At 51.3% G+C, this 7,858-nt stretch carries 10 protein-coding genes and 2 pseudogenes; 1 reads left to right on the top strand and 11 read right to left on the bottom strand.

What is annotated here, in order from left to right; genetic code table 11:
• The 9 genes and pseudogenes from HA45_RS17140 to fkpA form a co-directional block, all read right to left on the bottom strand.
• Positions 1-222, bottom strand: a 222-nt coding sequence (locus tag HA45_RS17140; protein WP_244563468.1) for a GTP-binding protein, incomplete at its 3' end; no start/stop codon positions are given.
• 69 nt (positions 223-291) lie between these two features.
• Positions 292-2,406 carry an elongation factor G gene (gene fusA, locus HA45_RS17135; protein ID WP_100701759.1) on the bottom strand — a complete coding sequence of 705 codons (2,115 nt, stop codon included), beginning with the start codon at positions 2,404-2,406 and terminating at the stop codon, positions 292-294.
• 93 nt (positions 2,407-2,499) lie between these two features.
• Entirely contained in the window at positions 2,500-2,970 is a 471-nt protein-coding gene (gene rpsG, locus HA45_RS17130; protein WP_007886246.1) for a 30S ribosomal protein S7, read from the bottom strand.
• Between the two features lie 96 nt (positions 2,971-3,066).
• Positions 3,067-3,441: a 30S ribosomal protein S12 gene (gene rpsL, locus HA45_RS17125; protein ID WP_006120575.1), complete on the bottom strand. Its 375-nt coding sequence runs from the start codon at positions 3,439-3,441 to the stop codon at positions 3,067-3,069.
• A gap of 126 nt (positions 3,442-3,567) precedes the next feature.
• Positions 3,568-3,855: a sulfurtransferase complex subunit TusB gene (gene tusB / locus HA45_RS17120; RefSeq protein WP_100701760.1), complete on the bottom strand. Its 288-nt coding sequence runs from the start codon at positions 3,853-3,855 to the stop codon at positions 3,568-3,570.
• 9 nt (positions 3,856-3,864) lie between these two features.
• Positions 3,865-4,224, bottom strand: coding sequence for a sulfurtransferase complex subunit TusC (tusC, locus tag HA45_RS17115; RefSeq protein WP_100701761.1), 360 nt, complete (start codon positions 4,222-4,224; stop codon positions 3,865-3,867).
• A pseudogene (tusD, locus tag HA45_RS17110) lies at positions 4,224-4,609 on the bottom strand (sulfurtransferase complex subunit TusD). Before tusD ends, tusC begins: the two are co-directional and overlap by 1 nt.
• Complete coding sequence (locus tag HA45_RS17105; RefSeq protein WP_007886240.1) at positions 4,609-5,331, bottom strand: helix-turn-helix transcriptional regulator; 723 nt, start codon at positions 5,329-5,331, stop codon at positions 4,609-4,611. The pseudogene tusD and the gene HA45_RS17105 overlap by 1 nt, the downstream one beginning before the upstream one ends.
• A 172-nt stretch (positions 5,332-5,503) precedes the next feature.
• Entirely contained in the window at positions 5,504-6,334 is an 831-nt protein-coding gene (gene fkpA / locus HA45_RS17100) for an FKBP-type peptidyl-prolyl cis-trans isomerase (RefSeq protein ID WP_100701763.1), read from the bottom strand.
• A 279-nt stretch (positions 6,335-6,613) separates the two neighbouring features.
• On the opposite strand from fkpA, the gene HA45_RS17095 reads away from it, so the two are divergent.
• Entirely contained in the window at positions 6,614-6,832 is a 219-nt protein-coding gene (locus HA45_RS17095) for a SlyX family protein (RefSeq protein ID WP_100701955.1), read from the top strand.
• Positions 6,833-6,879: 47 nt separating this feature from the next.
• Here HA45_RS17095 and slyD read toward each other — a convergent pair whose 3' ends face one another.
• Positions 6,880-7,434, bottom strand: a complete 555-nt coding sequence (slyD, locus tag HA45_RS17090) for a peptidylprolyl isomerase (RefSeq protein ID WP_100701764.1) — start codon at positions 7,432-7,434, stop codon at positions 6,880-6,882.
• 192 nt (positions 7,435-7,626) lie between these two features.
• Positions 7,627-7,820, bottom strand: a pseudogene (locus HA45_RS17085) (YheV family putative zinc ribbon protein).
• Between the last annotated feature and the right edge of the window lie 38 nt (positions 7,821-7,858).

Raw genomic sequence — 7,858 nt, 5'->3', positions numbered from 1 at the left:
TGACGGGGTTTCATATTCAACGTGTGAAGTGTTGATGGTGATACCACGTGCTTTCTCTTCTGGTGCGTTATCGATCTGATCGAACGCTTTAGCAGAGCCGCCGTAGGTTTTAGCCAGAACGGTGGTGATTGCTGCAGTCAGAGTGGTTTTACCATGGTCAACGTGACCGATGGTGCCGACGTTTACGTGCAGTTTGTTACGCTGAAATTGCTCTTTCGCCATGGCGATAATTCCTTACGTTGTGCCTTCATGAGTCATGAAGGCATCAGTTCACAATTTTTAAACCGTAGCTTATTTGCTACGAGCTTCAATAACGGCCTGAGCGACGTTGTTCGGCGCATCATCGTACTTCAGGAACTCCATGGAGTAAGAAGCACGGCCTTTGGTCAGAGAACGCAGCTGAGTTGCATATCCGAACATTTCAGACAGTGGAACTTCAGCATGGATCTGAACGCCAGTAGCGTTAGATTCCTGTCCTTTGAGCATACCACGACGACGGCTAAGGTCACCGATAACGTCACCGGTGTTCTCTTCCGGAGTCTCTACTTCAACCTTCATGATCGGCTCAAGCAGAACTGGAGTTGCTCTTTTAAAGCCTTCTTTGAACGCGATAGAAGCAGCAAGTTTAAACGCCAGCTCTGAGGAGTCGACATCATGGTATGAACCGAAGTGCAGACGAACACCCAAGTCTACTACCGGATAACCGGCGAGAGGACCTGACTTCAACTGCTCCTGAAGGCCTTTATCAACCGCAGGGATGTATTCAGTTGGAATCGTACCGCCCTTGATGTCGTTGATAAATTCGTAGCCTTTCGGGTTAACGCCCGGCTCCAGTGGGTACATGTCGATAACAACATGACCGTACTGACCACGACCACCAGACTGCTTGGCGTGTTTACCTTCGATATCGGTAACTTTCGCGCGAATCGCTTCACGGTAAGCAACCTGAGGTTTACCGACGTTCGCTTCAACGTTGAATTCACGCTTCATGCGGTCAACGATGATGTCGAGGTGCAGCTCACCCATACCAGCGATAATGGTCTGGTTGGTTTCTTCATCAGTCCATACACGGAATGATGGATCTTCCTTCGCCAGACGACCCAGAGCCAGACCCATTTTTTCCTGGTCAGCTTTGGTTTTCGGCTCAACGGCGATAGAGATTACTGGCTCTGGGAATTCCATGCGCTCAAGGATGATGACGTTGTCTGGGTCACACAGGGTGTCACCAGTGGTCACATCTTTCAGGCCGATCGCAGCTGCGATGTCGCCCGCACGGACTTCTTTGATCTCTTCACGTTTGTTGGCGTGCATCTGAACGATACGGCCCAGACGCTCACGGTTTGACTTAACCGGGTTGTACACGGTGTCACCAGTGTTAACCACACCAGAGTAAACGCGGAAGAAGGTCAGGTTACCTACAAACGGGTCGGTAGCGATTTTGAACGCCAGAGCAGCAAACGGCTCGTTGTCGTCAGAATGACGCTCAGCCGGCGTGTCTTTACCGTCGTCCAGCATACCGTTGATCGCAGTAACGTCAGTCGGTGCTGGCAGGTATTCAACTACCGCATCCAGCATCGCCTGAACACCTTTGTTCTTAAATGCAGAACCACAGGTAACCAGGATGATTTCGTTATTCAGCACGCGCTTACGCAGAGAAGTTTTGATCTCTTCTTCTGTCAGCTCTTCACCGCCGAAGAATTTCTCCATCAGCTCATCAGAACCTTCAGCTGCGGCTTCAACAAGCTTCGCACGCCACTCTTCAGCCAGTTCCTGCATGTCAGCTGGAATCTCTTCGTATTCGAAGGTCACGCCCTGATCGGCATCGTTCCAGTTGATGGCTTTCATTTTCACCAGGTCAACAACACCGGTGAATTTTTCTTCTGCGCCGATGGCCAGCTGAAGTGGAACTGGGTTTGCACCCAGACGCGCTTGCATCTGATCAACAACTTTCAGGAAGTTAGCACCCATGCGGTCCATTTTGTTAACGAACGCAATGCGTGGAACTTTATATTTGTTAGCCTGGCGCCATACGGTTTCAGACTGTGGCTGAACACCACCAACCGCACAGTAAACCATCACTGCGCCATCAAGCACACGCATAGAACGCTCAACTTCGATGGTGAAGTCAACGTGTCCTGGGGTGTCGATGATGTTTACGTGGTGTGGCTCAAACTGCTTAGCCATACCAGACCAGAAACAGGTGGTCGCAGCGGAAGTGATGGTAATACCACGTTCCTGTTCCTGCTCCATCCAGTCCATGGTAGCCGCGCCGTCATGCACTTCACCGATTTTGTGGTTTACACCGGTGTAGAACAGAACACGTTCGGTAGTGGTAGTTTTACCGGCGTCGATGTGCGCACTAATACCGATGTTACGATAGCGCTCAATGGGTGTTTTACGAGCCATTTGATTCCTCTGATTCTGAGACGTTCTAAGTTAAAAAAGCCCAGCAGGTAAGTCACTGGGACGCCCGCTGGGTTTATAACGACTACGTAGCTGTTACCAGCGGTAGTGTGCGAACGCCTTGTTGGCTTCAGCCATACGGTGAACGTCTTCACGTTTCTTAACTGCAGTACCTTTGTTCTCTGCAGCATCAGAAAGTTCGTTCGCCAGGCGAAGAGCCATTGATTTATCACCGCGTTTACGAGCAGCTTCAACGATCCAACGCATTGCCAGAGCATTACGACGAACCGGACGGACTTCAACTGGAACCTGGTAGGTTGAACCACCAACGCGACGTGACTTAACTTCTACAGTCGGACGTACGTTTTCGAGTGCAACTTCAAAAGCTTCCAGACCGTCTTTACCAGCACGTTGAGCCAGGGTATCAAGTGCGGTGTAGACGATAGATTCTGCGGTAGATTTTTTACCATCAACCATCAGAATGTTTACAAATTTAGCCAGCAGTTCTGATCCGAACTTAGGATCCGGCAGAATTTTACGCTGACCAATAACGCGACGACGTGGCATGGAAATACTCCGTTGTTAATTCAGGATTGTCCAAAACTCTACGAGTTTATTTTGACATTAAAGTGAAAATGTTTGGCCTTACTTAACGGAGAACCATTAAGCCTTTGGCTTCTTCACGCCGTACTTGGAACGTGACTGCTTACGATCTTTAACACCTGAGCAGTCAAGCGCGCCGCGAACGGTGTGGTAACGCACACCTGGCAAGTCTTTAACACGACCGCCACGGATCAGGATCACTGAGTGTTCCTGGAGGTTATGACCTTCACCGCCGATGTAGGAGGTAACTTCAAAACCGTTAGTCAAACGCACACGGCAAACTTTACGCAGTGCTGAGTTTGGTTTTTTAGGGGTAGTGGTGTACACACGAGTACATACGCCACGTTTCTGCGGGCAAGCTTCCAGCGCAGGCACGTTGCTTTTAGCAACTTTGCGTACGCGTGGTTTGCGAACCAGCTGGTTAACTGTTGCCATTAAATAGCTCCTGGGATTTAGCTTTTTGCTTCGTAAACACGTAATAAATCGCCTCGTATTACTACGAGGAGGCAGAATTTTAGGGCTGTGTCAAAAGGGTGTCAAGAAATAACCAGGTTTTCGTTGCTACCAGGCCACTTGTTGTTGGTGCTTCGCCGTCATCGCAACGAAACCAGTATAGTCCAAACGTGCTACTTTGGTCGAAATTTGCTCAACCAATCCTCGGGCGATAACGTCTTCCTGCAATACCCAAAGCGTGGCAGGTGAAGCACTTAGCGTGATAAACATCTGACTGCCCTCAAGCGCGGCGGTTACGCCATCTTGCAGCAGCAGCAGATCATCCCCCTTCTGCATCAGTCGTAACAGACTTTCGATGTCGCATTGCCAGGGAGACTGCAGCAGCGTGTAAAGCATAGGCGATTCTCAAAAACGAATGATTCGATGATAGGTAGCGAGCTTTTCGCGCAGCGTTTCGGCATCTAACACTTCCGCGTTCAGCACGCGATGGGTTGTCAGGCTTTGCCCACGCGCTAACAGCGACGCCTGACAAACAAAGCATTGGTCGATATCGTAAAGCTCAAGCACGCCGAAGGTCGCGATGTAGTTGCGAGCCAGAATCTGCTCTGGCTGTTGACCGCCATTGAGTTGCAGTACGCCATCACCAATGAAGAACAGCCCAATATCTTCACTGAGGGCGCCGGTGGCCAACACCGCATCCAGCCCTTCCCTGCCCGCGCTGCTGCCGTGTGGTGCCTGAGTAAACAAAAATGCCACGCGATTCATCAGAACTGCACCAGACGATCACAGCTGAGCGCGGCTTCCGCCAGGCGCCTAAGCCGCTCAACGCAAATCCGGGTTGCAGATTGCTTCCCGCCAGTTGCAAACGCGTGGCTTCCTGCGCATCCGTCACGCCACGTCGCAATGCCGCCGCGACGCAAATATTGAGCGCCACGCCATTTTGATCGTGTAATGCCTGCCATTCGCGTACTACATCGACTTCATCGCTGGCCGGGGCACTGAGCTGGTTAGCATTCATCACGCCTTCCCTATAAAAGAAGACGCTATCTAACTGGTGCCCCTCTTTAATCAGCGCGCGGGCAAACAGCAATGCACTACTGGCATGCTGCGTGCCGTATGCCGGTCCGGTGACCAGCAAGGTATAGCGCATTAGCGATCCTGCCCCTGGAAGTCACCGCTCTTAAACTGGCGGATATACAGGTAAACCGTGTGCTTGGAAATATTCAGACGGTCGGCAACTTGGTTAATCGCGTCCTTGATATCGAAGATGCCCTTCTCATACATATTGAGCACGATCTGGCGGTTCTTCGCATTATTCGACACGTTGCGGTCGGCGCTGACTTCTTCAATGGCAAATTCCAGCGTTTGCATCACCAGGTCTTCAACCGAGCTGGCAAAGTTAACGTTTGAATCCACCTGCTGCATTTCTGGCGGCATAAAGGTCGACATGATCTGCGAGAACGGGACATCAAGGTTCATGTTGATACACAGCAAGCCAATCACTCGCTGCTGGCGATTACGAATAGCAATGGTCACCGATTTCATCAGCACGCCGCTTTTGGCACGCGTGAAGTACGCGCGAGACACATTGCTGTCTGCGCCATGCATGTCATGCAGCATGCGTAGTGCCAAATCAGTAATCGGCGAGCCTACTTTACGGCCGGTATGTTCACCGTTGGCGATGCGCACAGCAGAGCATTTCAAATCTTCCAGTGAATGCAGCACGATTTCGCAGTGCGAGCCGATCAGCATCGCGAGGCCATCGACGACGGCTTCGTAAGATTTGAGAATATCGTAGTCGGCTTGTTCGAACGGACGTTGCTCCAGTAAATCGAAGTCAGTCAGTTCACCAGGATTGAATGGATTAGACATCGAAGACATTACCCTAAATGGCTGGAGCCTGTCTCGACAGCTTTGGGGCAGACTCAAATTGTGATTGTTGTGCAGGCGCTAGTCTGGCAAATGTCGGGGTGTTTAGCCAGAGCTTTGTCAGGGGATAGAAATGAAAACGCCGCCCGCAGGCGGCGTTAGAAGAAAATGCAGATTACTGCGCTTTCTTATCAGCAGCGGCCGGAGCCTGTGCTTTCTCGTCGGCTTTAGGTGCTGGTTTGATATCCAGCAGCTCAACGTCAAACACCAGCGTAGAGTTAGCTGGGATGCCCGGCACGCCATTTTTGCCGTAAGCCAGGTTCGGTGGGATCACTAGCTTGATCTTGCCGCCTTTCTTCACGTGCTTCAGACCTTCGGTCCAGCCAGGGATCACGCCGTCGAGACGGAACGACAGTGGCTCGCCACGGGTGTAAGAGTTGTCGAACTCAGTACCGTCGATCAGCGTACCTTTGTAGTTCACGACTACGGTATCGCTGTCTTTCGGTGCATCACCGGTGCCTTCTTTCTCAACCTGATACAACAAGCCAGATTCAGTTTTCTTCACGCCTTTTTCTTTGGCGAATTTGTCGGCGTAAGCAGTACCCTTGTCAGAGTTCTCTTTCGCGTCTTTTTCCATCTTCGCCTGTGCAGCGCCTTTCACGCGGCCTTCGAAGGCTTGCAGCGTCTGCTCAATCTCTTGATCAGACAGCTTGCTCTTGCCACCGAATGCATCCTGAACACCAGCAATCAGCTGATCTTTATCCAGTTTGATGCCCAGTTTCTCTTGTTCCTTCAGAGAGTTGTCCATGTAGCGACCCAAAGAGGCACCCAGCGCATAAGCTGACTGCTGGTCTTCGTTTTTGAAAGCAGCATTCTTCGGAGCCTGCGGCGCAGCCTGAGCAGCGTCAGCCGGAGCGGCGGTGGTTTCTGCTGCCATTGCCAGCGGTGCATTCAGCGCGATGGCCATGGTGGTAGCTAACAATGTGACTTTAAACAGTGATTTCATCCTTTCTCCAAAACCGAAGCATCTAAACCTCGGGAATCATTGCGGACAGTGGCCCACACTATAACTTTACGTGGCAGCGGCGAACACTCCCACAACGTAATTACCCGCTTAACATCCGACCTTTTTTGCATCAGGAAGTTTCACCAGAGATGAAGGCATTAGCGCCGTTTTCAACCATCAAGCCTCATAAAGGTTAAAAATCGGGTGATTCTGGCGCCAAAGACCGTAGAATCACGCCCGATACGCGCCAGGCGCAGCACCGTAACCGGAGAAGAGATGATGCAACAGGAAGAGTGGGAACAACGCCTTGAGGCGCTGGAGAGCAAGCTGGCTTTTCAGGAGCACACCATCGATCAGCTCAATCAAACGGTGACCCAGCACGAGCTGGAGATGAGCAGAATGCGTGAACAGGTGCGTTTGTTGGTGGACAAGGTCAAAGCAGCTGCACCTTCACCGATCGCCTCGCAGTCAGAAGAGACGCCACCGCCGCACTATTAAAATCAAAAGGCCACCCGAAGGTGGCCTTTTGCACATCAAAGCAGATCTTAGTGGCTGCAGCCGCAACCGCCAGTACCACAACCGCCCTGGCCGTGATCGTGACCATGGTCGTGATCGTGGTCATGATGATGACCATCTGCGCCATGCACATGGCCGTGTGCGATTTCTTCTTCCGTTGCTTCACGGATCGCTACCACTTCCACGTTGAAGTTCAGGTTCTGACCCGCCAGCATGTGGTTACCATCAACCACAACGTGCTCGTCTTCCACTTCGGTGATTTCCACCGGCACAGGACCCTGATCGGTCTCTGCCAGGAAGCGCATGCCAACCTGCAGTTCGTCCACGCCCATGAACACGTCTTTAGGAACACGCTGAACCAGATTGTCATCGTACTGACCGTAAGCGTCGTTTGCTGGGATATGCACATCAAACTTATCGCCTACATCATGATTTTCCAGCGCTTTTTCCAGACCAGAAATCAGGGAACCATGACCGTGCAGATAGTCCAACGGTGCACTCACCGGTGACTCGTCAACCAACACACCGTCTTCGGTACGAACCTGATACGCCAGGCTCACCACCAGGTCTTTTGCTACTTTCATGATATCTCCTAACCGTTGAGAACTGAGATCCCGTCTCATTGGTCTATTTTCGTGCAATAACCAACCAGAAAGGTTCAAGACTGAGAATGCCAACAAATGTGTTGCTGCATACTGCTCAGCGTTAATGGCGCCGATTGTAGCGGAATTCAATCCCGCTGTAAGTTTAAGCTTAAAAAAAGCTGCGCCATTCCGCTACTCAGGATGAAAAATGCCGATCACTTGCTCATTGCTGCGCACCTTATCGCGAACTTGTTTGTCCGCCTCACGCATCTGATGGCCGCACTGCACGCACTCCACCACCTCGACATTGTTTTCACGCCACAGCGCCAGCGTGTCTTTTCCTGACATTGCGGACATACCGCACCAGCAATAAAACGTTTACGCATACTCTTTCCTGCCCGCTATTAAGCAACGGATATGTTAA

The sequence above is a fragment of the Pantoea rodasii genome (genome assembly GCF_002095465.1).
Classification (GTDB): Bacteria; Pseudomonadota; Gammaproteobacteria; order Enterobacterales; family Enterobacteriaceae; genus Pantoea; species Pantoea rodasii.
The sequence above is the reverse complement of the archived record's forward strand: the minus strand, read 5'-3'. Positions and strand labels throughout refer to the sequence as shown.

Coding starts and splice junctions, on each gene's coding strand:
- fusA (WP_100701759.1), bottom strand. CDS start 2,406: ATGGCTCGTAAAACACCCATTGAGCGCTATCGTAACATCGGTATTAGT.
- rpsG (WP_007886246.1), bottom strand. CDS start 2,970: ATGCCACGTCGTCGCGTTATTGGTCAGCGTAAAATTCTGCCGGATCCT.
- rpsL (WP_006120575.1), bottom strand. CDS start 3,441: ATGGCAACAGTTAACCAGCTGGTTCGCAAACCACGCGTACGCAAAGTT.
- tusB (WP_100701760.1), bottom strand. CDS start 3,855: ATGCTTTACACGCTGCTGCAGTCTCCCTGGCAATGCGACATCGAAAGT.
- tusC (WP_100701761.1), bottom strand. CDS start 4,224: ATGAATCGCGTGGCATTTTTGTTTACTCAGGCACCACACGGCAGCAGC.
- HA45_RS17105 (WP_007886240.1), bottom strand. CDS start 5,331: ATGTCTAATCCATTCAATCCTGGTGAACTGACTGACTTCGATTTACTG.
- fkpA (WP_100701763.1), bottom strand. CDS start 6,334: ATGAAATCACTGTTTAAAGTCACATTGTTAGCTACCACCATGGCCATC.
- HA45_RS17095 (WP_100701955.1), top strand. CDS start 6,614: ATGCAACAGGAAGAGTGGGAACAACGCCTTGAGGCGCTGGAGAGCAAG.
- slyD (WP_100701764.1), bottom strand. CDS start 7,434: ATGAAAGTAGCAAAAGACCTGGTGGTGAGCCTGGCGTATCAGGTTCGT.